24 protein-coding genes and 1 tRNA gene are annotated in these 22,970 nt (G+C 37.7%); 22 read left to right on the top strand and 3 right to left on the bottom strand.

The genetic code is table 11. The features are described from left to right. Positions 1–453 precede the first annotated feature (453 nt). Positions 454–1,083 (top strand): uracil phosphoribosyltransferase, encoded by a 630-nt coding sequence (gene upp / locus I6N96_RS02380; protein ID WP_209555894.1) that lies wholly within the window; start codon positions 454–456, stop codon positions 1,081–1,083. A gap of 135 nt (positions 1,084–1,218) precedes the next feature. Continuing rightward, a tRNA-Thr gene (locus I6N96_RS02375) sits at positions 1,219–1,291 on the top strand. Positions 1,292–1,883: 592 nt separating this feature from the next. Here the strand turns inward: I6N96_RS02375 and I6N96_RS02370 are convergent. The 3 genes from I6N96_RS02370 to I6N96_RS02360 form a co-directional block, all read right to left on the bottom strand. Continuing rightward, complete coding sequence (locus tag I6N96_RS02370; RefSeq protein ID WP_209555893.1) at positions 1,884–2,570, bottom strand: ImmA/IrrE family metallo-endopeptidase; 687 nt, start codon at positions 2,568–2,570, stop codon at positions 1,884–1,886. A 12-nt stretch (positions 2,571–2,582) separates the two neighbouring features. Continuing rightward, the gene (locus tag I6N96_RS02365; RefSeq protein ID WP_209555892.1) at positions 2,583–2,945 is read right to left on the bottom strand and encodes a helix-turn-helix domain-containing protein; all 363 of its coding nucleotides are present in this window, start codon (positions 2,943–2,945) and stop codon (positions 2,583–2,585) included. Between the two features lie 528 nt (positions 2,946–3,473). Next, the gene (locus tag I6N96_RS02360; protein ID WP_209555891.1) at positions 3,474–3,863 is read right to left on the bottom strand and encodes a helix-turn-helix domain-containing protein; all 390 of its coding nucleotides are present in this window, start codon (positions 3,861–3,863) and stop codon (positions 3,474–3,476) included. Between the two features lie 158 nt (positions 3,864–4,021). Here I6N96_RS02360 and I6N96_RS02355 point away from each other — a divergent pair, with 158 nt between their 5' ends. The 20 genes from I6N96_RS02355 (at position 4,022) to I6N96_RS02265 (ending at position 22,891) form a co-directional block, all read left to right on the top strand. Continuing rightward, a complete protein-coding gene (locus I6N96_RS02355) occupies positions 4,022–4,288 on the top strand; it encodes a DUF739 family protein (protein ID WP_209555890.1) in 267 nt (88 codons plus the stop codon). Next, entirely contained in the window at positions 4,285–4,533 is a 249-nt protein-coding gene (locus I6N96_RS02350) for a hypothetical protein (RefSeq protein WP_209555889.1), read from the top strand. Before I6N96_RS02355 ends, I6N96_RS02350 begins: the two co-directional genes overlap by 4 nt. Next, a complete protein-coding gene (locus I6N96_RS02345; RefSeq protein ID WP_209555888.1) occupies positions 4,534–4,707 on the top strand; it encodes a hypothetical protein in 174 nt (57 codons plus the stop codon). Between the two features lie 17 nt (positions 4,708–4,724). Continuing rightward, on the top strand, positions 4,725–5,069 hold the full coding sequence (locus I6N96_RS02340) for a hypothetical protein (protein WP_209555887.1): 345 nt from the start codon (positions 4,725–4,727) through the stop codon (positions 5,067–5,069). 17 nt (positions 5,070–5,086) lie between these two features. Beyond that, positions 5,087–5,506 carry a DUF722 domain-containing protein gene (locus tag I6N96_RS02335; protein ID WP_209555886.1) on the top strand — a complete coding sequence of 140 codons (420 nt, stop codon included), beginning with the start codon at positions 5,087–5,089 and terminating at the stop codon, positions 5,504–5,506. A gap of 1,047 nt (positions 5,507–6,553) precedes the next feature. Beyond that, positions 6,554–6,880, top strand: coding sequence for a hypothetical protein (locus I6N96_RS02330; protein WP_209555885.1), 327 nt, complete (start codon positions 6,554–6,556; stop codon positions 6,878–6,880). A gap of 59 nt (positions 6,881–6,939) precedes the next feature. Continuing rightward, positions 6,940–7,182: a hypothetical protein gene (locus I6N96_RS02325; protein ID WP_209555884.1), complete on the top strand. Its 243-nt coding sequence runs from the start codon at positions 6,940–6,942 to the stop codon at positions 7,180–7,182. Positions 7,183–7,487: 305 nt separating this feature from the next. Further along, positions 7,488–7,637, top strand: a complete 150-nt coding sequence (locus I6N96_RS02320; RefSeq protein ID WP_209555883.1) for a hypothetical protein — start codon at positions 7,488–7,490, stop codon at positions 7,635–7,637. Positions 7,638–7,652: 15 nt separating this feature from the next. Continuing rightward, entirely contained in the window at positions 7,653–8,975 is a 1,323-nt protein-coding gene (locus I6N96_RS02315) for a hypothetical protein (protein ID WP_209555882.1), read from the top strand. Positions 8,976–9,150: 175 nt separating this feature from the next. Then, positions 9,151–9,708 (top strand): hypothetical protein, encoded by a 558-nt coding sequence (locus I6N96_RS02310; RefSeq protein WP_209555881.1) that lies wholly within the window; start codon positions 9,151–9,153, stop codon positions 9,706–9,708. 83 nt (positions 9,709–9,791) lie between these two features. Next, a complete protein-coding gene (locus I6N96_RS02305) occupies positions 9,792–10,013 on the top strand; it encodes a hypothetical protein (protein WP_209555880.1) in 222 nt (73 codons plus the stop codon). Between the two features lie 472 nt (positions 10,014–10,485). After that, positions 10,486–14,793 carry a phage tail tape measure protein gene (locus I6N96_RS02300; RefSeq protein WP_209555879.1) on the top strand — a complete coding sequence of 1,436 codons (4,308 nt, stop codon included), beginning with the start codon at positions 10,486–10,488 and terminating at the stop codon, positions 14,791–14,793. Between the two features lie 145 nt (positions 14,794–14,938). Further along, positions 14,939–15,433, top strand: coding sequence for a hypothetical protein (locus I6N96_RS02295; protein ID WP_209555878.1), 495 nt, complete (start codon positions 14,939–14,941; stop codon positions 15,431–15,433). Positions 15,434–15,582: 149 nt separating this feature from the next. Next, the gene (locus I6N96_RS19700; RefSeq protein ID WP_245186808.1) at positions 15,583–15,777 is read left to right on the top strand and encodes an outer membrane protein assembly factor BamD; all 195 of its coding nucleotides are present in this window, start codon (positions 15,583–15,585) and stop codon (positions 15,775–15,777) included. Continuing rightward, positions 15,726–16,061, top strand: coding sequence for a hypothetical protein (locus I6N96_RS02290; RefSeq protein ID WP_245186807.1), 336 nt, complete (start codon positions 15,726–15,728; stop codon positions 16,059–16,061). Before I6N96_RS19700 ends, I6N96_RS02290 begins: the two co-directional genes overlap by 52 nt. Before the next feature lie 300 nt (positions 16,062–16,361). Continuing rightward, positions 16,362–17,444: a hypothetical protein gene (locus I6N96_RS02285; protein WP_209555877.1), complete on the top strand. Its 1,083-nt coding sequence runs from the start codon at positions 16,362–16,364 to the stop codon at positions 17,442–17,444. A gap of 659 nt (positions 17,445–18,103) precedes the next feature. Further along, positions 18,104–18,958, top strand: coding sequence for a hypothetical protein (locus I6N96_RS19695; protein WP_245186806.1), 855 nt, complete (start codon positions 18,104–18,106; stop codon positions 18,956–18,958). A 25-nt stretch (positions 18,959–18,983) separates the two neighbouring features. Beyond that, a complete protein-coding gene (locus tag I6N96_RS02275; protein ID WP_209555876.1) occupies positions 18,984–21,572 on the top strand; it encodes a phage tail tip lysozyme in 2,589 nt (862 codons plus the stop codon). Beyond that, a complete protein-coding gene (locus I6N96_RS02270; protein WP_245186805.1) occupies positions 21,569–22,231 on the top strand; it encodes a hypothetical protein in 663 nt (220 codons plus the stop codon). The genes I6N96_RS02275 and I6N96_RS02270 overlap by 4 nt, the downstream gene beginning before the upstream one ends. Positions 22,232–22,417: 186 nt before the next feature. Beyond that, positions 22,418–22,891 carry a hypothetical protein gene (locus tag I6N96_RS02265; RefSeq protein WP_209555875.1) on the top strand — a complete coding sequence of 158 codons (474 nt, stop codon included), beginning with the start codon at positions 22,418–22,420 and terminating at the stop codon, positions 22,889–22,891. The last annotated feature ends 79 nt before the right edge of the window (positions 22,892–22,970 follow it).

Raw genomic sequence — 22,970 nt, 5'->3', positions numbered from 1 at the left:
CATTTAGAGATTGATGAGATCGGAACAACGTGTAGTCCTTCAATTCTTAGTAGTTTTACTACTTAGAGATTGATGAGATCGGAACAACGTGTAGTCCTTCAATTCTTAGTGGTTTTACTACTTAGAGATTGATGAGATCGGAACAACGTGTAGTCCTTCAATTCTTAGTAGTTCTACTACTTAGAGATTGATGAGATCGGAACAACGTGTAGTGAGAACTGTAGACCTGGAAATAGTTCGTATGGTAATAAGCCGAAATTGAATAGGTTTATTATTAAGTAAATAGTATTGAATAGTCCATTTATTTCATTAGAAATTCTGTTTCTTTCACCTCAGTAAACTGACATAAGAAAGAAACTCTTTTTATTTTATCATTTCTTGTGTGATTGACTAGCAAAGCACACGTTTTTGTTTTACAATAGTACAAGAAAATGAATAGTAAGGAGACTGAACATGGGAAAATTTCAAGTAATTGATCATCCATTGATCCAGCACAAACTGACAATCATTAGAGATAAGGATTGTGGGACCAAAGTATTTCGCGAGGTAGTAAATGAAATTGCTATGCTGATGGCCTATGAGGTATCAAGAGATATGCCTTTAGAGGATATCGTGATCGAAACACCAATGGGATCAACCACTCAAAAAACGTTGTCCGGTAAAAAAGTAGCGATTGTTCCTATTTTAAGAGCAGGTATCGGAATGGTTGATGGTATCTTGGAATTGATTCCAGCAGCTAAAGTTGGTCACGTAGGGTTATATCGTGACCATGAAACTTTGGAACCAGTTGAGTATTTTGTTAAGATGCCTGAAGACATTGATGCAAGACAATTGTTTGTTGTAGATCCAATGCTTGCTACAGGCGGATCAGCAATCATGGCGATTGATTCATTGAAGGAACGCGGCGGCAGCAATATTAAATTTGTTTGTTTAGTTGCAGCTCCGGAAGGCGTGAAAGCCTTGCAGGAAGCACATCCTGATATTGATATCTACACTGCGGCTTTAGATGAAAAGCTAAATGAAGATGGTTATATCGTTCCAGGCTTGGGTGATGCCGGTGACCGTTTGTTCGGTACAAAATAATGAAAATGAGCAGCCAGTACAGAAGAGAATCTCTTCGTGCTGGCTGTTTTTTTACAATTAAACCTGAGAAAGATGACAAGAAAAGAGCATCACTTTACAATTTTTGAAAAGAGTTCTATAATAACTTCATTCGAGGCCAGCTTAGCTCAGTTGGTAGAGCAACGCACTCGTAACGCGTAGGTCGTAGGTTCGATCCCTATAGCTGGCATTCTATAAAAGCTGATGGAAGCAAATGGTTTAAAACATTGCTTCCATCAGCTTTTTGTTGAAAAACGTTGGGTATTTAATAATATGCTGATTACTCAAGGAAATACTGGGCAGCAGAGTAGGAGCATTGCTAAGGAGGAAAAATAGAAAAAACCTTCTCATACGAGAAGGTTTAGGAAGAAAACACTTTAGACTTAGAAGCAGCAGAATAAGTTAAATAAAAATTGCAAGAAAAAAATACAACACATAATATTATAACAACTCCTTTACATTAAGTAATTATAAAATAACATATGTTGTTGTTTTTGTCTATTATAATTTACAATAAGTTCATTTAGGATTGCGGATGATCTAGGAAGAAAACAAAAAAACCTCCTTTTTAGGAAGTTTTAAAGAATAAGGAAAGCAATATCTCAGACAGTATATCAATTGCTAATCCAAATAGTCTTCTGGCCGTCTTCATCTACAACACCTCTTATATCAACTATAGCATAATCCGCTAGAATGATGAATAAGACTTAAGTATGAAATGGTTATCATCTCTAAAGGAGCTGGCATTAGATTGATACAAGGAAAAAATTTTCTGTTTCATTTCAATCCATCTCCAGTATGCTGTTTTCAAAGTCTAGTATGATTTGTTTTTCCACTGTAGATCCCCAAGTCGACATGAACTTATGATAGATTTCTCTGTTTCCAGTTGTTTGCAAACGTGTTGCAGAGCTTTGAGCCAATTCTTCAGGCATTCCGCATTTCAGTTTTCCAAAGTTAACCAACCTTCTCCATAGAGCAGAGCGACTCATCCCATACTCCTCAGCGATTGAATAAAAGGACTTTGTTGTATATAGGTTTTTCAGTAGTGAAATATCCGGCAGCATGATGATACTCGCAGAAAGATTTGCTAATTCTTCAGTCAATAGCTCGTCCTCTGTGTAGTAAGTAGGATTCTCTTCCATATTAAAAAAGGTTTGAGAGACTTCTGTTTTTGATACATCATAATAGCAGTGACTGACCTCATGACAAATACTGAAATTGAACCGATTTTTTGACATTTTAGGATTGATAAAAATTCGGATTCTTTTTCCTTTTTTCACGGTGACTGCCAGAAAAAAATCTTCTTCAGTAACTGGGATATTTTTATCGAGTGTAATATTTTCTTTTTCCAAATAGTCATTGACGAACAGGTCAAAAGTAAAATCAACTGGTTCGAGATTATGCTTCAGAATGTATTGGTTGATTAGTAAATTTGTTAAAGAATATCGAATTTCTATGGCATCGTTCATTATTCTAAACTCCTACTCATCTTCATTCATTGATTGGGCAATATAGCTCATCAAATTTTTTACCTGTTTCTTGTACTGTTCTTTTTTCTCTTCCCCAACAGCTTGCTCTCCTTTTCTGAACATCATCAATAGGTCGGCATATTCTTCTTCCACACCAGTGTCACTTGGAGTGTCTGTTCTACCAAGAAGATAATCAACAGAGACATTAAATTGATCCGCCAGCTTATCCAGTACTTCACTGGATATATTTGTGATTATTCCACGTTCATAGTTGGAAATATTCTCTCTCTTCATTCCTAGAATATCCGCTAGTTCTTTTTGCGACATACCATTTGCTTTTCGCAATTCTTTAATCCTCAAGGCTAAAATATTCATCTTTTTCTCCTTATATTTTTACTTAAATGTCTTGCGTAATTTACGGTTACCTGATACAATAAAATATGTAATTGAGAATTACTTTGTGGTTTTTAATTACTAATTATAGTATATTACGTAATTGGTAATTACGCAATAGGAAATTGCATTTTTATAAAGAAGGGGGAATAATAGCTGATTCAAACCCTGTCTTTTAACCAGACCCAAAAAAGGAAAAAAGAAAGGGACGTTAGCATGAATTATAAAAAAGAAATTTGTCAGATAATTCAAGAGATGTCTGATAGTGTGTTGTTGGAGAAAATTTATAAGCTATTAATTACAATAAAAAGAAAGAAAATGAAGAGCTAATTAGTTAGAGAGTGGGACAATAATCTGTTGCCACTCTTTTCCATACCCTAAATCCGAATAAACGGCGAGTCAGAAGTAGCTCCTACGACAATAAGCCGGAATTCAACAAAAATTTGTGAAACAATTTTCGTGAATTCCGGCTTATTGCTTGTAGCTAAACACTTCTGTCTCAGCCTCTTTTTAGTCCTTTATTTTCAATAGTGAATCAACTAAGTTTTCTACAACAATAAGATCCTTTTCATCCAACTGAACCAGTTTCTTTAGTAATTCATTATATTTGTTGTCAGTATCTAATAGAAGATCGCTTGCTGCTTCAATAAATAAATCATCGGATTGCAGCTCATCGGAACGTTCCATCGCTACATTTTCAAATCCCATCAGCCAAGCTTCGTTTACATTCAAGGCTTTTGCAAGAAAATAAATATTGTCTTGTTTTGCTTCGTAATCTCCTTTTAGATAGGCGCTGATCAAGGAACGAGAAACACCGCTTTTTTCAGATAATGTGATTTGCTTCATATTTCTTGCATCTAGCGCTTGTCTTAAGCGCTCAGCAAATGAAAATTTTTTCATTCTAACGTACCCCCTACTAAGGATTATAGAGAAATCTTGACTAAAAATCAAGAAAATTCGTAATTTGTCCAGTTTTTCTTGACAGTAGATATTGGAGATGTTACACTAGGTTTGTCAAGAAAACTTGATTTATTGAATTGTTATTGGAGGGGGAAGCGTTGAAAGCAATTGTATTTAATTATATAAAGCTTGAAAAAAGAGTTATTGATATCTTTGGATCTCAGGAGAATTTTGTTAGAGAAATCAGTATGGATAAGGATATGTGGCTTGCGAGAATCGCTGGAAACTCCTTTTTTGATCAAGCTCAAATCGAAGAAATCTGTCAATTGTTAGAGATACACAGTAGAGAAATAGGATCATATTTTTTTAATTCAAAAATCAAGAAAACTGTACAAAGAGAAATAGAAAGAAGGAATGATAGATGAAGTATAGTACACGAATTACTTTAGCATTAGTGATTTTGATTATGAGCATCAGCACTTTGCTTATAAGAAAAGATGGGTATTTATTTTTATTGACAGTCTATCCCTTAATCACTGGTTGGATTATTGGAGAGTGCCTCAATATTTCAGAAGAGCGGCTATGGAAAAAATGGAGTAGGTTTAAAAGTGGTGTAATCATCCGCTTAATCAATCTAATTGATTTTCTTACAGGAAATGAGGAACGGTAATTGAAACGAAAAAAATTGCTGCAGAAAGCGAAAGTTCAGGCAGACCAGTGGTACTACATACATAAACCGTTGATAGAGGCCCGACAGTATATAGAAAGAATGATGATAATCAATGAGAAAGAACAACTGTGTACATTACGAAATCAGGATAATCCTAATCAGTTGAAAATATAAAGTAGGAGGATAAAGTGATGAAAACGATAGAAACAGTGGAAGAGTTTTGGGAAGTAATAGATGAGCTTCGAAACGATAAGGAGTTGAATTGGCAAGAGTTGGTTGGTGTTAATGCGAAGTTGGCAATAGAGAAGAGACTGAATCCCACATTAACAAATATCCTGAAACTGCAAGAGACATTGGACATATCTATCTTAAATGTTGTATCTGCTGATTTCAAGGACTGGGAATGTCCAACAGAAAGGGACCCCGATGTTCCTAACAAGATGAAATCAATTTATAAAATGATTTGTCGGGAGGACTGGATGAACAATGAAGAAACTGTTCATAGAGTCCAAGAAATTGGGAAAAGTATTATTTAAAAAAAGGAGCTGTTCTTATGCGAAAATCGACATTTAACTATATCAAGGATATTCTTGCGGACTATCCCCGAATTAATGAATATATCAAGCAACGAGAGGAGGAGCTTCGCTATCCTCATCGAGAAAGTGATCTGAATGCAGATATTCGAGGAAATAAATCCAGTTATGACCATCAAGACAATATGATGATCACGATTGAGCAGGATCAGCGGCTTCTGGGATTGGAACGCAACAAGCAGGTTGTTGCCAATCTATTAGACGAATGCTGTGAAGATACAAAAGTGATCATACGAGAGCTTTATATGCGGAGGATGCCGAAATATACAATTCAGGGACTAATAACAAATGGGTTGATTTTTGTGGGAAGAACCAAAGCCTTTGAGCTGAGGGATCGCTTTTTTTTAGAAGTAGCTAAAGATTTGAACTTAAATATCTAAGCTGGATTCACGGACGATTCACGGATTTTTGAACGGTATTTTCACTATAAAATAGTATTATCAAGAAAATATGAACAACGGTATCGATTGATGAAGGCCCAAATAAATTGACTTAGATAATCCTTTTCAATCAATAGATGCCTCATAGATTCTAGGTTCATTTTTACAGAAAGGCTGCTGCTATATTGCAATCGCCACTTCTAAAAAAGATATCCATGATCATTGCTCTCAATCCATTTTTCAGGAATAACAGCTAGTTGGAATAAGTTGATCGGTAAAAAAAACGAATGATTTACGGATTTTAGAAGTAGAAATTCATTATAAGATAGTGACATCAAGAAATGCAGGACTCGACTGATGGAAGCCCAAAACTTACTATTTTAATCTCTTCCAGTCAACGAGTATGCACAGCTTGAATATAAAGCCCGGTGGTTATTTGATAGACATCTGTTTTTAGAATTATGGAACAGAAAAGCCTCGAAGTGTTATCAATAGCTTTACTGATTAAGAGGCATCGTTGCTGTGTTGAAAAATTCCGTCAGATGAACCTTATTGATCGCCAATTGAGCAAAAAGCGGCTGGAAGTTTATCTGCGATTATATAGATCAGTGTGTGGCAGACACCCTAAAAGCAGACATTCATTGGAATGTTTGGAACAAACTAGGAGGAGGTTTATATAAGTTGTTTTAGTGAATGATATGTCTGAAGAATCCAATCAATCATTCATCTTTTTCAATGAGTGAAAAAGAGTACAGTTTCTCTCAAAAATAATGGAAATAGAAGTAACAAGGTAAGCACAGCATCAATCATCCATTGAACGGCTTTCAAACGCTCCATGTTGGAAACAAATAGTGTGCTTCTAAAGTCAGAAACAAGTGTGTGAAAGACTTCCTACAAACAATAATTAATGAGAGAAACCTAAAAAAATAGCTGCAGACAGTTGTTTTTGAAAGACAAAAGAATGAAAAATTTTGTAAGAGAAAGGTTGAGATGATTCTGTGAAGGCAAATATTTTACTGATGAAGACAGCGGAAATGGTTATTGCGTATGGCTAGATATTATAAATTGATTGATCCAATCAAAACTGCAACAACATTGAATGTTGCTCAAAATCAAGACGGAAAATCAACCTATATTCATATTCGCTTGGAGCCGGGGCAGGCTTATGAACTGAATGAGGATCAGCTATTTATCCGCTCACTGAAAAATGCCAAAATCGACAGGCGGTATTCTGAACACTTGGTAAATGAGCTGAAGGCCTTAAAAATCAATTATACAGAACATTTTTGTAAATCCTGTGGTGGGCGAGCAAAAAGAATTTCTTATCCAGTTGTAGAGATAATAGAGGCTGAATCGGAAGAAATAGACGTCTGAACGGATTTTATCGGATAAACAGTTGAGGCATAACTATCTTAAAACAGGAGGTCTGTGGAATGAACATTCAATTCATGGGAATCAAAAGTCAAGAAAAGAAATCCGGCTGCTCTTCGTGTGGGAGTAGGCGAGTATCTAAATACACTTTCCAAAGGGAAAAGAGGCTGGTACTGCCAAGTGGTCAGGCTAGAACCTTCCATGCCGGGGAAGTATATACAATGAACGAGCGTGACGGTCAATTTTTGTTGGAGCAAAGCTACGGCTCAGGTAAAGGCTCCACTATGCTATTTAAAGAAGTATAGATCCAATGAAGGAATACGTGGTATGGCAATGAAATCCATAAGCTGGCTGTTTGAAAGAATAAAGACAGCTGGTACAGAAAATGAGAAGATAAAACCATTTTATTTATGATGAACATGCATCAGGAAAATCATAAAAAGATGAGTAACTTCCAGATTTATCAGGTATCTATCTTGTCACATGATGGTTTGTCCATCATAGGGTAAATGAACCTGGCTGATTAATGGTGTCCGAATCTCTGCTGAGTCAGAAGATCCGCTCATAAATAAAAAGCCGTATTCAACGGTAAAACATAGGAGGAAAGAAAATGGCAAAAGAAAAAAAGACAAAAGAAGTGACTAAGAAGGATGCTGTAGATGTACAGGCATTTATTCAAGGAAAGCTGCAGACATTGAATCAAAAAAGCGGTAGAAGATACGAACGAGATGCTACGCGTGTCGTTCAAAACAACCAATAATAGGAGGAATTATAAATGACAAGATGTGCAAATGATACATTAATTTCCAAAATCGGAATGAAATCACTAAATAAACTGGTAGAGGTTGACTTTGCGGTACTTGCTGATATCGACAGCTGCGTGAAAGTGAACACAAAGAATTATATTGACTATACTGGAACAAGCGCTGCATTCAATGCATACAGCATTCCCAAAGATTCATTCAATTGTCTTGCAGAGGGCTGTAAAAATTCTGGGACATTAACGGTTATGAATGGCGTAGGAACAGCTTCAAGTGCTACTTTTGCAGTAAATGCAGATGCAACAGACTTCGCAGCGGGTGTGATCACGTATTATGTTCATTTCCCAGCAGCGGGGACGTATCAACTAGATACTGCAGTTTCTGATATTTCTGATCAAGGTCAGACGAATGCAGATGTATATAAAAAAGAAATCATTGTGAAAGAAGCTGGCTTCCATCCAGTTGTTATTGACCTTTCCAAAGTGCCGGAAGAACAAAAAGGTACAGGCTGGATGGCAAGCGAAGGCGGGATCATCCTTAAGGCTGAAGCAACTCCGGAGGATACAGTAATTGGTACAGTAGGTTTCTCTTCAATTTACGTATACAACAGTATCGAAGATTTTGAAGTGAACGATGTTGTTAAAATCGGCTGTATCGATGAATTTGCCGGTGAAATGACTGTTGATCCAGTTGAAGCGAGCTGCTTTGGTGCCGGCTACGATGCGACAAGCATCGCAATTGAACGTACTTTGACTGGTAAAAGCGCTACAGCGAACTATTGGAAATTGAATCCATTGATGTCAAAAGGCGAGCAAACAACGGGCTGGTTGATCCAAACAACAGAGCGAACAATTTCTTCTACAGAAATCGATGGGGTAACTTATGGATATGTTCAGCTTGCTGATATGAATATGGACGAGTGTGCCTTTACTACAGCGGCAATTGCTGATATCTGTAACGTGACTGAATCATTATTGAGTCGTGTAAATACACCGGTAGTTGTTGATATCAATGAAAAACAATTTATCGTTCTGGATTCCGGAAAAATCTTATTCCATGAATCATTAGTTGGAAAAGCAATTGTTATCAGCTATCCGAAAACAGTGGATGTTGAGCACTTTGTTGGAAGCGAAGCTTCTCTGGATGAACGCCGTGTTCGTATGTCATTCACTCAGGAACAAACAGATGGCGTGAAACAGAACTATGTATACAACAACGTTTTGATTACATCATTCCCTGGAACAGTGAATAATGAAGAAACAACTTTTGAGTTCACTATTTCCGTACAACGTGATAAAAACGGCAACTTCTTTGAAATGTACCGTATTACTGAATAATTGATTTGAAACGGAGACAGAGGTATTTTTATTATTTTACATCAAGCAAATTCAATTATGATTATTTCAAAACACTCTCTGTTTCCGTTTATTGCTTGATGAAAATGTGTAGTTGAATAACTGAGATCACTTTATCTCAGATTCTGATAATTTAAATTTTAGGAGGAACAGAGATATGGGAGAAAAAGGCATGAAAGCCGCTGATTTTTTAGCGATCAGTGATAAATTGAAGAAAACGAATGAAGATGAAACACCGTTTGCGGTTGTAAAGGACCAAGAAATTTCGGTGATTGGAGATGCAAATAAAACAGAAGTAAAGCAGGCTGACTACAGTATGAAATTCCGTGTACCACAGGACTTTTTTGAAGAAAAACCTGAGGGGGCAAAAGAAGTAGGTCCATTTTATGTATTCAGCGTAAATTTTGAAGACGTATCGATCACTCCTCGTTCAGATTTGAAAATCGTTGATGCAATTATGAAAATCACACCATTTTTCAACAAACTGAAAGAGAATGGGGATGTTGAAGGGTTTGAAAAGGAAGAGCTGCTGTCAATCTTTATTGGTGCCGGCGATGAGGTCCATTTAGCCATCTATAACTTGGTCGCAACATTTCTTGGAATCGATGATCAGCTGGGTGAGTACATGCTGCCATTCTCTGTTATCGAAAATCTGAACAAAATCATGGATAACCATCCGGAAGTCTTCAATGAAGCAGACGTTTTTTTCGGGTAATCTATAGAAGATCCTGCGAAAATGAGACAACAGTAGAAGAGGAGACGCAATCATTTTTTGCCAACCTGAACATCTATACGTACATGGCTCATTATGTAGCAAAAATACTATCGCAGCGTCCTAATGTGATCATGGATCACTGGGGAGTTGCGGAACTGCTGGTGGCTTATGGACAATATGCGAATGAGGAAAGCTATAAGAACTTTCTGGAATGGAAGTCACTGGGGAATGAGACGAAACGAAAAGTCAAAAAACCAAGAGAATATGCGGTGCTGTTCTATACAAATGAAGATCTGGCAGATTAATGCTGGAACTCTACAAGAGGATATAGGCGCTGATTTAGATGATTCAACAGGAGACTTCTATTATAAAAAGAGTTTGGGCACACTTGATTCCCGAACTCTTTTTTGTTTTTTATATAGTAGCCATATGAACGAATCACGGACTATTCATATTAAGATTCTTTTTACAATTGTATTATTAAATGGCGTATTGTGAACTGGAAGATTTTATGAGCAGCTTATGGCTATAGAAGTAAACTTCAGAAAGTAGCTGGTGTTTAATCTTTGAGAATTCTATGTAGATTCTTGATTTACTTTAATCCAATAGCCTTTTTGAATTTGTCCAGTGTTACCATGATAAGAATTAGACTAGGAAGTAAAAGGTATGAGTGTTTTGCTCATACCTTTTTGTTTGTCGAAAAAAGGTTCTAATAAACAAGTAGGATAGATTACTTATCATGCTTATTCATTACAACTATAGAAAGGAGGCGGCAGAGTGGCTGTAGAAAAAATATCAATAGACATTGATAGTAATTCAAAGGAAGTTCAAAAGGAACTGTCCAAAGTCAATACTCAGCTTAAAAAGCTGCAAAAGCAGCTGCCGGGTATCCAGAAAAATGTAGAGAAATTGAAACAAGCTGAGAAATCAGTTAAGGCAATTAACAATCAATTGAAAAAGCTGTCTACTCAAAAAGCAAAACTCCAAACAGATACATCACAACTGGATTATACAGCAAAGAAAATTTCCAATGTTACCTTGCAAATGAATCGGCTGCAAGCAAGAAAAGTAAAATTATTGGTTTCAATCGATCAGTTGCTGCATGCTGAAGCAGTGTTGATCAAGCTGAATAGAGAGCTTGATTATTTGAATGGTAGAAAAGCTGTTCTCCATATTGAGATGGATGGTGTTCAACAAGCAATCTCAGAAATCGACCGATTAAGCGAAAAAATGCAGCAGCTTGGAGCACTTCAAAGCATCTCCTTGCCTAGTATCAAGGGCGAGATCAGCATGAATATCCAGACAAAAATGGACTTTGATATGAGTGTTCTTACCTCAAAGGTTGAGGAACTGAAGTCGCTTAAAGAGATATCAATCAGCATTCAAACCGCATCAAAACATATAGAGAAAATCGAGAAAAATGTTCCATCCAATCTTGACTCGATGCTGTCCAAGCTATTAGCTATGGGGGCAGCGATTGTGGGAATGGGTCTGTTAGTAGGGATAGCAGGGGCATTAGTAGTTACATTCCCACTGGCAGCACTTGCTGGTTTTGCAACAATCAAGCTGATAGGTGTATTGTTGGAGGAAACAGCGAAAACAATGGAGCTAATCGATGCTAAAGTTCCATCTGATTTTGGTTCAATGGTCTCCAAATTAGCAAGTATGGGTATCGCATTACTTGGAATGGGCGCTTTGGTTGCACTGGCAGGAGGACTGTCAGCTAAGTTTTCAGATCAAGCAACGGCTGGTTTAGAAATGATAAAAGAGATCATTGGTCTACTGGGAGAGACTGCAGAAGCAATGGAGGTCATCAATGAAAAGGTACCGTCTGACTTAGGTTCAATGGTGTCCAAACTGGCAAGCATGGGTATTGCCATTCTGGGAATGGGTGCGTTAGTAGTCATTGCTGATTTAGTGGCGACTGAATTCAAAGGTGCGAAGGCCGGAATTGAGTTGATCAGTGAAATTACGGATTTACTTGGAAAAGCAGCAGAAGCAATGGGAGAGATTTCAAGCAAGATCTCATCAGATTTAGGTTCGATGGTCTCTAAATTGGCAAGCATGGGTATCGCCATTTTAGGAATGGGCGCATTGGTTGTCATTGCAGATGTTGCAGCAACTAAGTTCAAGGGTGCGAAAGCCGGTTTGGAACTTATAAGTGAAATAACCACGTTGTTAGGAAAAGCCGCTGATGCGATGGGGAAAATCGATAAAAAAGTTCCCTCTGGATTTGGTTCGATGATTGATAAGCTTGGGAATATGGGTATCGCCATTTTAGGAATGGGTGCATTAGTCGTTATTGCCGGTGCTGTAGCAACTAAGTTCAAGGGAACGAAGACAGGGCTGGAGCTGATCAGTGGAATCACGGATCTCCTAGGAAAGGCAGCTGATGCGTTAGGCCAAATTGATAAAAAAGTTCCACGAGATATTGGTAAAGTAGCTGAGAAGCTCGGAAGCATCGGCGTTGCAATCGGTGGTATGAGTGTCCTTGTTGGTGTTGTTGGTGCGCTGACTTCATCGGGAATCGGAGCTTTGATCGCTGGAGCGGGTCTAGCTACCGTATACGCTGTAGCCGAAGAACTGATCCACACTTCAGAAGCTATTGCTCAGCTGGATAAAAATGTTCCAGAAGATATAGATGGTGTAAAAACAAAAATTGAAAATATTGCGAAGGCGATTGGTTACTTTACACAATCCAGTCTTGCCAGTGCATTTGATCTATTTAAGAGCGCCATGGGAACAATCAATACAGCAGTTGCAGCAGAAGGTATTTTAAAACTGATCGAAGTCGGACAAGAGTTGAAGAAATTTGATGAGATAACGATTCCAGATGATATCGAAGCAAAAATCAATGATATTCAACAAGTCTTTGATTATCTTCAAAAAGGTGCTGGCTCTGTTGGAGAATTTATTAAGACTGTCACTGGCCAAAAAATTGATACAACTACTGGGGGAGATGCTGCTGAAGCAATTAAAAGCTTAGCTTCTGTTGCAGAATCAGTCAAAGAGCTTGAAAAAATAGAAATAAAGGATCCCGATGGCTTACAAGAAAAAATCGAAGTACTTCAAAGTACTTTTAGCTATCTAAGTAAAACAAAAGGAATTTTTGGTGATGCTTGGACTTGGGCTTTTGGTGGCGATATCGATGGAGATAAGGCAAATGATGCAAAGAACTATGTTGAAAGCCTAGCCAACATTGCAGAGAATCTTAAGAAAATTGAAAAGACAACGTTAAATTATCCTGATGTAACAACTAAGCTGCAAAATATTGAGGATGTTATCAAAGAATTTGAGAAGCTTGATATTTCTATAGATCTAAATGGAACAACGTTGCAGGATGCAGTAAATAAGGCAGATTTGTTAAGCCAACTAGTTGGGCATTTGGAGACTGCTTTAGGCTTTACTTTTGATGAAACAACGGTAAGTCAATTTGAAACTACTATGGACAGTATTAAAGATGCAATTAAGAAAATAATGTCAACAGATTTCACTCCAAAAGAAGCAGATGGAACACGATCGGTTATGCCTGATTGGACATGGACAATGGAACATGACATTCAGCAGGCCATTGATAAATTAGAAAAAGTGAATGAAATGGGGACCCAACTTGATAATGCATTGAAATTTCCTTTTGATGAAACTAGCTTTTCAACGTTTGAAGATAGAGTCCGTTTGATACAAGATACAATTAGCAAAGTGCTGACAACAGATTTCAGACCAAAAAAGGACGGAGAATTAGTTGCTTTTGAGTCTTGGGATGAGCTGACTTCACCAATAACAGATGCAGTAGGTAAGTTAGAGAAGTTGAATTTAATGGGCAAGGCTTTAGAAGAAGCTTTAGATTTTAGTTTCAATACAGAAAACATTACTAAAGAATTCATTCCAAGTATTGAAGCGCTTGAGCAAGCCGTAGGCATAGTCAATTCATTAAAATTTGGTACAAAGGTAGAAGCAACCGGTGAAGTCACTGGGGGAGAAACTGGATTTATAGATGAAATGACAAAGCAAAGAGAACAGATAGGAACATTGGGGACTGAATCCTTTGCAGCTGAATCCTTTGAGGAACAAATCGATGACGCAACTAAGAAAGTTGGGCTAATGAATGCTTTAATAACAGATATTCAAAATGTTCCCCAAATAAAATTTACAGATTTTCAAGACAAAGTGACTGCTGTTAAGCAATGCTTAGGAGAACTTCAGAAGTTTGTTACTGATAAAGAAAATCAAGATAACGCTGCCACGATTACTAGTAGTGCGGAAGTTTTTACGACTCTAGCAGGCAAGTTAGAGGATTTGATTCCTAGATTTACTCAGTTTGGTAAAGATTTTGCAACTGAAATTATGGCTCAATACAATGCAGATAAACCAGTAGAAACAATTGGAAGTGAGTTTACAACACTCATTAATACAACTCTTAAAAATCTGATATCTGAATTTGAATCTGTAGGAACTGCGTATAAAGATGGTCTTACTAAAGGATTGATAGAAGCGATTAAAAACATCTCAAAAGAGATGGACACAGTAATCAATGATCTCGGAAAAAGTGATTCATCTACAATGACAAAATTCAGAGATGCAGGGATAGCTCTTGGAAATTCTTTAGTAAATGGAATCAAAGATGCAGTAGAAGGCCTGTCTGTCAGTGTTAGTATGACTGCAACAAGTAATGGGCCTACTCCGAGTAATAATTCAAATGGATCTAGTTATGCAGGTGGAAGACCTCTGAATTTAGCAACAGGTGGTATTGTAGAAAGTGGCTATGCTAAAGGCTTAGCTAGTATTTTTAAGAGAAAAGGAACGGATACTGTACCAGCAATGTTGACTCCAGGAGAGTTTGTCCAACGTCGTTCTGCTGTTAGTACCTTTGGTATTGACTTCATGAAGCGAGTAAATAATTTGGATGTCCAAGGAGCATTTAGGACAATGACGAGTCGCTTTAGTGTTCAAGGACTTACTCCAGCAGTATCTACAGTGGTCAACAATATCAATCACACAACGAATAATGCTAATAGAGTTACTCAAAATGTAAATGGAGGTAATGCTGATTATATTTTGAAACGAGCTAGTCGTTTTTTGAGATAATATAAATGTTTCGTTGTTTAAGTAAGTAGATGAGGTTAAAAGAAAAAGTTGGTAAATATAAAAAAACTCAGTATTTATTTTCTTCTAAAAGAATAGTATGATACACTAAAAATAGTTGTATTTATTGTAATGAGGAGGAAAGAAAATGAAAAAGATATTCTTTGGGGTTACCATAATTAGCCTATCTATGCTACTTGCTTCTTGTGGTCAAACTGAGAAAAATGAAGAGACGCAAACCGCTTCCTCAACTATTATCCAAAATACGGAAGTGAGCAGTGTAGAGATATCAAATGAAGAACAGGAATTGGAAGAAAAATTGGAAGAAAAAGGTGTGGAAATCAGACGTGTTGGTAATTTTATAGAACTTACAAGAGAAAAAAGTATTGATTATGATTATTTTACAATGGATTTTGTAATGAGTTCAAATACTAGTGAAGTACTTCAAATACAGCTTGTTTTAAGAGGAAATATTGACGGAGAAGACAAAGATGCTTTACATTATAGGGTTAGTAGTGGTCGCATCGTTGAATTTTCTGGAAGAAACACAGATATTCAGGCATTAGCAGAATTATTAGAAAGTCTTGACTGCTCGGATCAAGAGTTATTGAAACTCGTAGTGTGGTATTACGATAATAATTAGTGATATGTATTTGGGAACAAGAGAGAAACAGCTCTTGTTCCTTTCCTGTTCTTTTCAGTAAATCTATGACTGTCTTCAAAAGGTATGCATTCTAAAGAAGATACTATGTTACACTGGAAGTAACGGTATTGATTTAGGAGGGAAATAAAGTGAAAAAAATTATGTTAGTCTGTTTGCTACTGGGGATCACTGTGAGTTTTTCTGCTTGCAGCTCAGGACAAAATGATGGAGATAATAAGAATTCCAGTATTGAGCAAGGCTCTGATCAGCAGATGCAGGAAATGGAAAAAAATTGGAAGAAGAAGGCGTTGAAATTCTACTTCAAGTTGAATATGGTGACTTGACATTTACTAGAGAAAAGGGAATCGATAATGATTATTTTGAGTTAATGTTTGAATTTAATGGAGAGAATGAAATGATTTCTGGAGCTACACTCCAATTAAAAGGTAATATTGATGGGAAATCAAAAGATATTTTATATTATGATGTAAGCAGTGGAAGAATTGTAGAAACAACTTTATTGAATTCTGATATTGACGAGCTTTCAGAAGTGCTAGATAGCTTAGGCTATTCTGATAAAGAGCTAGTAAGCTTTGTTCAATGGTATTATGAAACTAATAAAAAGTAGTGATGGAACAAGGGGAAAACGCTCTTGCTCCTTTCTTTGCTAAAAATTTATTTTTATTATGAACTGAACAACGACTAATAGTTGAACCCTCATTTAAACTTATAAATGAAACTACAATAATCGATTTTTTTGACTACTTGAATCGATGTATACTAAGGTTTGTAATGTTGGATTTATATTGATAGAAATTGAGAAAAAAAGCAAGAGTGTAACTTAGCTCTTGTTTTTTTTATTATGGCAATTTTTTCCGTATTGCCTTCATTTATTCCAAGCCAACCATCATTACGAAAGGAGAAAGGTATGACAATATTAGCTAGAAAGTATATCCAGTTTAATGAGCTGGTGATTGATAATTATGAAATGCTGCAATCAGCAGATTTAAGCGGCAGCTTCAAGACCTCAACAGCTGAATACAGCTTTGGCCATGGTAGCTACACAGTGTTCAAGTCTAGACAGCACTTTTCAACTGAACAGTCATTGAGCTTGTCGTTAAAGCTGGATACAAGGAAACTGGATTGTGGGCAGAAGAAAATCTATAAGGACTATGTCTTGATGAACTTAATGTCTGCAGGAAAGTTATGGGCAATCGAAGGAGAGCAGCTCCTTTGGACAAATGCTTTTGTCAAAGATTTTAGTGAAACCTATGTGCTGGATCGAAATTCTGTCAGTATAGATATTGATTTAGTCCTGTATGAAGGAATCTGGCATAAAGCAGATCCGCGAAAAGTATTTTTACAGCCGTATAGTGCGTGTAATTTTGCTGAATGTTTGGATATTAAAGAAGTAGATGAATGTCAGGATTGCTGTGTTTCTTGTGTAAAGCCAATGAAGGAGCCCTGTGTGAAATGTCTATGTGAATGTGATTTTCTAAATGCAGAGAACTCCCTTTGCGAATTAAAAAAAGAAATTGCAGCGAAATTCTATAGCCAGTGTGGAGACAGCTATAAAATCATTTATAACTGTGAGGCCGGAAAGAAAATCTGGGGTGAAGAAAAATTATTGGGACATAAAATCTGTAAGGAAGATGTCTGTAAGAATATTATTGCCGGTCAGTTTTATAGTGACACGACAATCGATAGTGAGAATGTCACTGTAACTCTTATTGGAAGTTTTAAAGATCCAATAATTACGATCAACGGGAACGCCATGCAGATTTTGGGCGACTATAATGGAAAATTGACTCTGACAACAAATGGCGAAATCTATTATTTAGAGGATGAATGCTGCTCAGAAGTATTTATTGATATCAATAATCTGGTCATTCCAGAGGGAAATACATTTGGCTATTTGGTTCATCAAGGGACCAATGGCGTAATTGTGGAGACTCATGATTGCTGTGAGATGACTTGCGTTTATATCAAGGTTGATAGAATATCTATTTAAGAGTACGGCTTACAGCTTTCACTCAATGAAATCACGAGAACCTCAAGCAAACTATAAAAAGGACAAAAGCATCAAATTGCTTTTGTTCTTTTTCTGTTTTCCAAACTCGTTTTTGAGACACTATTTTTATGACTGAACGATAGCCGAACTTTTACGGCTTATTTTCATTGTAAGATAGTAGTATCAAGAAAGATTGATTCTGATATGTCTTCTGATTGATCGCAATAAAATAATGGTATGGAGATGTAATGATCAAGTCGTACTTAGATAAGAATAAGGAGAATTGCAGTTATCATTCCTTGATGAAGCTTTTGAAGGATGATGCCGTTGCTGGCTGCAGCATTCTCCTTGTTTATAGGTAGATAATAGCTTTTTTTCAAAATATGAAGAAGGCAAGCATGTGGGTAAAAAGTTTTTTTCTTATGTTCATATAAGCATAAGAAAATAAAACATTTTATAGATAGACAAAAGAGATTGTGACGAAAGTGTTATACCTAAATAAATAAGACGGACGACGCCAAAGTAGTTTTACCTATTTGAGGAGTTGTTCGTCTTATTTTTGAAGGGTTAAGTTTCTGAAATACTGTTTATTCAGTTTTAGGAAGCTTGAGTATACCAATGTCACAATCTTTTTTATTATGGAAATGGAGATGAAGAGAATGGCTGATTATTGTTCAGCGTGTGCAGAATTGAAAGAATTTGCACCTAATTTTGTGGTAAATGGAATAACAGAAAAAGAATGTACAAGTTTACAGAATAACACTGGATTAAATCCAGATTTATCGGTTCTTCATGATAACTGTGAGGACTTGAATACGATGCTGGATTGTTTGCTGGGGGCGTTACAGGATAAGCTGCCGGCTTATGATGTGTGTGATTGGAAAGAATACATGGATGAGTTCATGACGAACTTGAATAATTTCCAGCAGGCAATGGTTTGTAATGAGTGTGGACAATGGAAGGCTTTGGAGCAGTCCAGCTATGTAGGAACAGCGACTTTATGGACGACTACGGATACATCAATGGGCGGCAAAGACAGAGATTTGGTTCCGGCGTTTAATCAATTTACACAGCAAAGTAATTTACCTGCCGGCGTTTTTACTCGTACATCCGACTTTAAGGGCATTTTGGTTAAGAATATTACAGAGGTTCCTTTACTGATCAACTCAACCTTCAACTGTTCGATGGAATCCGATCAAGTATTGGCCGCAACTTATGTGGTAGTTACCAGAGATAGTAGAAAAATTGGTCAGACGCCTTTCATCGCACCTACTACGTATGATCAGCAGGTTGCAGCAGAAGCGTTTATTTTGGAGCCGGGAGAAACAGCAACAATGAGATACTATATGCGAATTGGTGCGGCTAATGATAGTTTCATTCCAATTTTTGGCGGAACCGGCGACATTCGCTGTGTATTAGCGGCTGATGATCCTAATGATCCGGCGAACCAACGCAGCTACTTTAATGTATCTGCAACAAGTATCATGAACTGGAAAAAAAGCGGTAGTAACTAAAATACTCAGAGGTAGGTGACAATGAATGGCAAGTATAGAAACAATGATCAACTGGATGGAACAGCGCAGAGGGGTTGTTGGATACAGCATGGGTGATCGACTGGGGCCTAATAATTATGATTGCTCCAGCGCCGTCTATTTTTCCTTGGTTGCCAGTGGGTTTCTAGGTGCCGGAACAATGGGAAATACGGATTCTCTATATGGTCACTTAGAAGGTATTGGTTGGCAGCCGGTGACTAGCCCGCAGCGCGGAGATGTTTTTTCATGGGGTGTTCGCGGTGCGAGTGGAGGAAGATTTGGGCATGCAGGGATATTTGTGAATTCGACAGATATGATTCACTGCCATGAGAAATCAGAAAATATCCCTGGCGGAATTTCTATTGATAATTTTGCGACAATCAGAAGCTATAGTGGTAATCCACCGGTTACCATTTATCGAAATCCTTCAGGTTCGAGCGGCACGCCGGAGTTGAATTCAGCGGAAGAGCGTTTTGCTTGGTCGATTGCCCAAGTGCTTCTTCCGGAAGGCTATAACGAAATTGCGATAGCCGGCATTTTAGGGAATATTGATGTTGAAACTGGCGGAACGATGAATCCGGATACTGATCAGAAAGATGGTCCGGCTTATGGTTTGGTTCAGTGGGATGGTTCTCAGACTGCATTGGTTCCTCCGTTAACAAGGAATGGTCGAGCGTATGTCCAAAATATTCTGCGAGCGGCTGGAATCAATGGTGATTATCGATCTGTAGAGGTTCAGAGCCGCTTGATCGATTGGTGTATGTATAATGGCCAGTGGCTTAGTGCAGTTGAGCCTTTGACCGTGGAAGGCTATAAAAAAGTCGGGGATGTTGCACAGGCAGCGATTGCGTTTCTTAAAAATTTCGAACGAGCCGGCGAGGAGCATCTGCAAACTCGAATTGATGCTGCTCAGCGCTGGTATCGATTTATGATCAATCTTCCTGAAGATCCGGGTGCCGGCGGGAATACAGAGACTTTCGAAACGATGACTAATGTCGGCTGCTTGGATTTACTAGGAATCAAAGAAGGGAAGGTCCTTGCAGAGGGCTGGCATTTTAGTTCAGATAAGCCGATTCAGCATATTGCCTTTATCAATGCGGAAACGGATGAAGAGCTGGCACGAGTTGAAACAGAGATACTGGATCGACTGGATGTGAAGGAAGCGTATCCTAACGTGATCGGTGTGGAGAAATCTGGGTTTAGTATAAGCATCGAAGTGCCTAACGGAACAGCTGTTTATGTCAAAGGAATTCGATCAAACGGATCAGCTGTGGATGAATTGATTTTTGATAAAATCATTATTTTTGAACAGGCCTTTGATGCTGCAATCGACCACTATGCGAAAAGTAATACAAAATTCTTTTTTGAGATTCTGGAAGGCGGCAAAGTGATCAAACGCGGCAATCGGTTATTGAACACGCTTAGCTGGAGTAATGAGCTGATGTATGTACCAACGACTCAAATTGTGTTGCCAATTGAGTATAAGGAATTCATCAATGGACGTGAAGAAATCAAGCTTTATGTCAATCAAAAGCTGTTTCACGGGATTGTGACTGGCTATGAACTGGATAAAATTGAAGAGACCTTAACTATTGACTTATCTCATGTTATTTCTGAATGGGAGTATCGACAGGTGTCCACGAATTTGGCTGCTAAAAATAGAACGGTCAATGACATTTACAGTACCTTGGATTTTCGTTATCCAGGCTGGAATATGAATTATCTGGAAGATTCTGCTACTCGTGTGATTGATTATGTATATAGTCGACAAAACAAGCTTGCAGGCCTGACAAAAACTTGTGAATTAACACCTGATCTTTTCTGGCGTGTCGGTTTTTATTTTGGCAGAGGGCTTGAAGTAGGGAGTTTTGGAGAGCAGAAGCCGTATATCTTTTCCACGAAACCTGCTGGGAGACAGAATATTCGAATCATTAATGAGCCTTCGATTGTTCATGAATTTGACCATGTTGTCAATGTTGTTACAGTATATGGTGAAAAATCTGATTCAGGAATGTCAAGCATGAGCTTGCGTGAGGTTTATGAAGATAAGGACGGTCAGGACCCTGATTTTCCTGTTGTTATATTAAGGAACGGTATCAACAATGAACGCGGCTATGACTATATTGAATTCACAAAGCTGGCTCCCAATAATAATATCGAATATTCAGTGATAGATACTGAAGGGGTTGCATTGGAATCAGGCAAAGTGATTGAAGGTTCATTTAGCTTTAACGACCTATCTCCCTTCAATACCAATAGTGAAGAAATTACAGAAGAAGATCGGGCAAAAGCAGCGAAAACAGCATATGATGCAGCAATCAAAAAATTAAAGCAGGCTCGTCGCTCTTATAAGATCAATTTAGAGGTAGAAGAATTGCCTTACGATATCAAGATTGGCGACAAGGTTCGCCTTTTATACGATAATCAGCAGTTGATCGTGGAAGAATGTTCAAATTATATGAAGAAAATTCTAAGCATGGATGATTGGTTTTACATTACAGCAATCAACTATGACATCGATCAAAATGGTATGGAGACGAATGGCGTTACGCTGGAAAAATATTTGAAAATAGATCGGGAGAGTGAGCAGCAATGAAAATGACTTATGATTCAGCATTGAATAGATTGGCTGAACGTGTTGCGGATCGAACGGAGGAAAATCGACAGAGCCAGCTCCAGAGACGTAATCAAGTTGTAGATATCTATGGTATGGAATTTACACGGCAGGGTGACACGAATCATCCTGCTGCTTTTTATATTTCTGTTAGTCCGGACATCATTTATTATGAACGCTTTGAATTTAAGATCATCGTCCAGTCCTTTGCAATGCCGATTGCAGGAAATGGGATGACCAAATCAGCTGATGTCATCGTGAATGATACGTCGTTAGGAATCAATGGAACAGTCGTCACGCCAAACCCTCATGAGCATACAACTGTTCCCCATAGCCACTCTTTAGAAGCCGGAATTTCTCTAGTAACAAGTGAGGTTTCTGATTTTGAAATCTGGATTGAAGATATTGATATCACGCCTTATTTAAAATTGCAGTATCCCGGGACATGGATTGACGGTGAGGGTGTGTTTCCGTCTGCGGATTTCTCCAATTACGATCTTCTTAAAGCTGTTGGCTATATGCCTGCATGGCAAAAAGGAGTTATTTTGGCTCCCGGCTATAAGAAAGTTGAATTGAAAGGAACAGGGATCTTTAATGCGACGCTAGTTAATTATTTGAAATATTCCCATGTGAACAGGTAATAATGATGAATAAATTTGATGAAAAAGCTGCAAAAATGAAAACGCATTTGGCTGAACATCCGACGGATTATCAAACGGTCGTCAGTCTTTTTAAGGTTGAGAGTGATTCAATCGCTTATGAACAAAGAAAAAGCAAACAGTTTATGATGAGGGAAGTAGCCAAATATAAGAGGGGCGGTGAGATAGATGGAGAACAAACAGAGTACAGACGGACTTGCAGAGGACTTGATCCGAAGCTTTGTTCAGATTGCCAGTGTAGAAATGCACGCTAAAACATTGCTTGAAAAACGAACATCAGAGCTTGAAAATGGTCTGATCGACATCGAACAGGAGGATATCCTTGAAGAGCAATTGAATAAAATCACGGAGCTGAAGGAAGACATCCATGAGCTTGCTGAGCTGCGTAGAAATGACATGCTGTATCTTTTTGAATTATATAAAAGCAAAGGCGAAAAAGAGCAGTGGTGTACTGTTAAGCATCTAGGGATTGCAATGATGACTGCATTCGAAAGCTGGCAGGCGAGTAATAAGGATGAGGAACTATTATCCGCATATTTGAAGAAAAACCAGCTGTTTGTTCGCTCTCTATCCAGATTTTTAGGTGTGGAGATTACAGAATGTGCGGCTTGTTTTGCTGACAGCTTAAAAAGAAATGCTTAAATATGAATGAGAGAAAACTTTTGATCAAGTAACAAAACAGCTAAATACATTTAAGGGTACAGAGTTCCGCTTTTTTTGG

The organism is Enterococcus larvae (assembly GCF_017830045.1).
GTDB lineage: Bacteria > Bacillota > Bacilli > Lactobacillales > Enterococcaceae > Enterococcus_L > Enterococcus_L larvae.
The sequence above is the reverse complement of the archived record's forward strand: the minus strand, read 5'-3'. Positions and strand labels throughout refer to the sequence as shown.

Bases quoted from the DNA above. Each gene is read 5' to 3' on its own strand.
- I6N96_RS02370 (WP_209555893.1), bottom strand. From the start codon at position 2,570: ATGAACGATGCCATAGAAATTCGATATTCTTTAACAAATTTACTAATC.
- I6N96_RS02325 (WP_209555884.1), top strand. From the start codon at position 6,940: ATGAACATTCAATTCATGGGAATCAAAAGTCAAGAAAAGAAATCCGGC.
- I6N96_RS02275 (WP_209555876.1), top strand. From the start codon at position 18,984: ATGGCAAGTATAGAAACAATGATCAACTGGATGGAACAGCGCAGAGGG.
- I6N96_RS19695 (WP_245186806.1), top strand. From the start codon at position 18,104: ATGGCTGATTATTGTTCAGCGTGTGCAGAATTGAAAGAATTTGCACCT.
- I6N96_RS02285 (WP_209555877.1), top strand. From the start codon at position 16,362: ATGACAATATTAGCTAGAAAGTATATCCAGTTTAATGAGCTGGTGATT.
- I6N96_RS02315 (WP_209555882.1), top strand. From the start codon at position 7,653: ATGACAAGATGTGCAAATGATACATTAATTTCCAAAATCGGAATGAAA.
- I6N96_RS02295 (WP_209555878.1), top strand. From the start codon at position 14,939: ATGAAAAAGATATTCTTTGGGGTTACCATAATTAGCCTATCTATGCTA.
- I6N96_RS02360 (WP_209555891.1), bottom strand. From the start codon at position 3,863: ATGAAAAAATTTTCATTTGCTGAGCGCTTAAGACAAGCGCTAGATGCA.
- I6N96_RS02365 (WP_209555892.1), bottom strand. From the start codon at position 2,945: ATGAATATTTTAGCCTTGAGGATTAAAGAATTGCGAAAAGCAAATGGT.
- I6N96_RS02340 (WP_209555887.1), top strand. From the start codon at position 4,725: ATGAAAACGATAGAAACAGTGGAAGAGTTTTGGGAAGTAATAGATGAG.
- I6N96_RS02310 (WP_209555881.1), top strand. From the start codon at position 9,151: ATGGGAGAAAAAGGCATGAAAGCCGCTGATTTTTTAGCGATCAGTGAT.
- I6N96_RS02330 (WP_209555885.1), top strand. From the start codon at position 6,554: ATGGCTAGATATTATAAATTGATTGATCCAATCAAAACTGCAACAACA.
- I6N96_RS02335 (WP_209555886.1), top strand. From the start codon at position 5,087: ATGCGAAAATCGACATTTAACTATATCAAGGATATTCTTGCGGACTAT.
- I6N96_RS02320 (WP_209555883.1), top strand. From the start codon at position 7,488: ATGGCAAAAGAAAAAAAGACAAAAGAAGTGACTAAGAAGGATGCTGTA.
- I6N96_RS02265 (WP_209555875.1), top strand. From the start codon at position 22,418: ATGGAGAACAAACAGAGTACAGACGGACTTGCAGAGGACTTGATCCGA.
- I6N96_RS02270 (WP_245186805.1), top strand. From the start codon at position 21,569: ATGAAAATGACTTATGATTCAGCATTGAATAGATTGGCTGAACGTGTT.
- upp (WP_209555894.1), top strand. From the start codon at position 454: ATGGGAAAATTTCAAGTAATTGATCATCCATTGATCCAGCACAAACTG.
- I6N96_RS02305 (WP_209555880.1), top strand. From the start codon at position 9,792: ATGGCTCATTATGTAGCAAAAATACTATCGCAGCGTCCTAATGTGATC.
- I6N96_RS02350 (WP_209555889.1), top strand. From the start codon at position 4,285: ATGAAGTATAGTACACGAATTACTTTAGCATTAGTGATTTTGATTATG.